The 1,692-nt window shown below is 69.7% G+C and carries 1 protein-coding gene; it reads right to left on the minus strand.

Annotated features, from left to right (window positions below):
* Positions 1 to 46: 46 nt before the first annotated feature.
* Positions 47 to 1,624 (minus strand): IS1182 family transposase, encoded by a 1,578-nt coding sequence (locus HHX33_RS34555; protein WP_182878240.1) that lies wholly within the window; start codon positions 1,622 to 1,624, stop codon positions 47 to 49.
* Between the last annotated feature and the right edge of the window lie 68 nt (positions 1,625 to 1,692).

A 1,692-nucleotide genomic window follows, 5' to 3' on the forward strand; every position in this document is an offset into this window, starting at 1 on the left:
CTAGAAGATCACTGAAAATCTTGGTGAGGGCTGTCGGTGGAGGACATCAGGCGGTGGCTGACTTGAGAGCCCAGGCGCCGTCGGCGTGGGTGAGCCCGAGGTGGATCAACGTACGGAGGTTCAAGGCGGCGGTGCGGGTGTGGAGCCAGGCGTTGTTCTTGATGGTGCCCAGGTAGCGCAGGCGGCGGTTACCCTGGGCGACCAGCCAGGCCACTCCGCGTTCGACCGGTGGCCGCCAGCGGCGGTAGTCGGCCTGCCAGGCCGGATCGGTGGCGGCCTGGCGCCGGGCGGCGGCCAGCAGGTCATGGTTTGCATGGACGTTGAGGTTGCGCCCGGTCGCGGAGGTGGTGCACCGGATCCGCAACGGGCAGTCGGCGCATCGCTTCTTGAACTGGGCAATGCGGGCACCATTGGCCTGCGGCCGCCCCAGGGCGACGGTCTGTCCGGCAGGGCAGGTCACCAGGCCGGCAGCAGTGTCGACCTGGAAGTCGTCGACGGTGAAACCCCCGGGAACGGCCCGGCGCAGCGGCGGAGGCTTGATCACCAGCGTGTGTCCGACCGCCTGCAGCGCCCGGCGGGCTGCGCCGGTGCCGTAGGCCGCATCCCCCAGCACGGTGACCGCCTCCTCGCCGGCCAGGAGTTCTTCGGCGACGGTGGCTTCGTGGTGGTCGGCCCCAGCCCCGGGCCGCAATGCGACCGCGGTGAACAGCCCGGTCTCGGGTTCGACCGCCAGGTGGGCCTTGTAGCCGTCCTGATAGCGGGTGCGGTTCTTGTGCACATGCCGGGATTCGGGATCGACGGTGGAGACCACCCGGTCCGGCGCGGTCCGCCGGGCGATCCGCCACCGGCCGTCGCAGCCGTCGGAGCCATCGGCGGGTTCGACATCCTGGTAGGCGACCAGAGCCAGCACACCAACCGCGTTCGCGGCTCGCTCGCCCAGCGGCTGGGCCGGCAGGTGGGCCAGCAGAGCGACCGCGTCGGTCACCAGCGCATCCACCAGCACCTGGCGGGCCTGTTCGTCGTCCCAGGCGATGACCGGCTTGCCCGCAGCAGAGTAGTTGCAGGCGGTGCAGCAGGCCGCCGCGACCTCGGATGCGCCGGGCACCTCGCGGATCACCCGGCGGATGGCGGCGATGATTTGGGTGACGGTGTCCTGGGTGGCCACCGCGTCATCCAGCACGGTGGAATCCAGCGCCCGCCGCTTCCTGCCGGTGAGCACCCCAGTGGCCGCGATCACCTGCTGGACCCGGGTGAAGACCCGGTTCGGATCAGTCGAGCGAGCCAGGCGACGGCGAAAGTAGGTCAGCAGCGACGGATCGAAGGCGGTGTCATACAGCCCCAGCCCGCACGCGGCCTTCCACCGCAGGTCGCAGCGCAACTCCTGGACGGTGTCGAAGTCTGACAGCCCGTGCAGGGCCTGCAGCACCAGCGCCGCGGCCAGCACCTGCGGCGGCATGCTCGGCCGCCCGTTGGGCGAGGGATACATGTCGGTGAACATCGTGGGCGGAAACAGCGCCTGCCGATGCTCGGCCAGGAACGCGAACACGCTTCCGGCCGGGATCAACTCCCGGCAGGTCACCCACACATCCGGTCCGACCGGCTCCCCGGTCCACTCACCCTGCATGCCGACGAAGTCTGGCCCCGTGCTGTCCCAAGCGAGGCCAGAACGCAAGATTTTCAGTGATCTTCTAG

The organism is Microbispora sp. H10670 (assembly GCF_014161385.1).
GTDB lineage: Bacteria > Actinomycetota > Actinomycetes > Streptosporangiales > Streptosporangiaceae > Microbispora > Microbispora triticiradicis.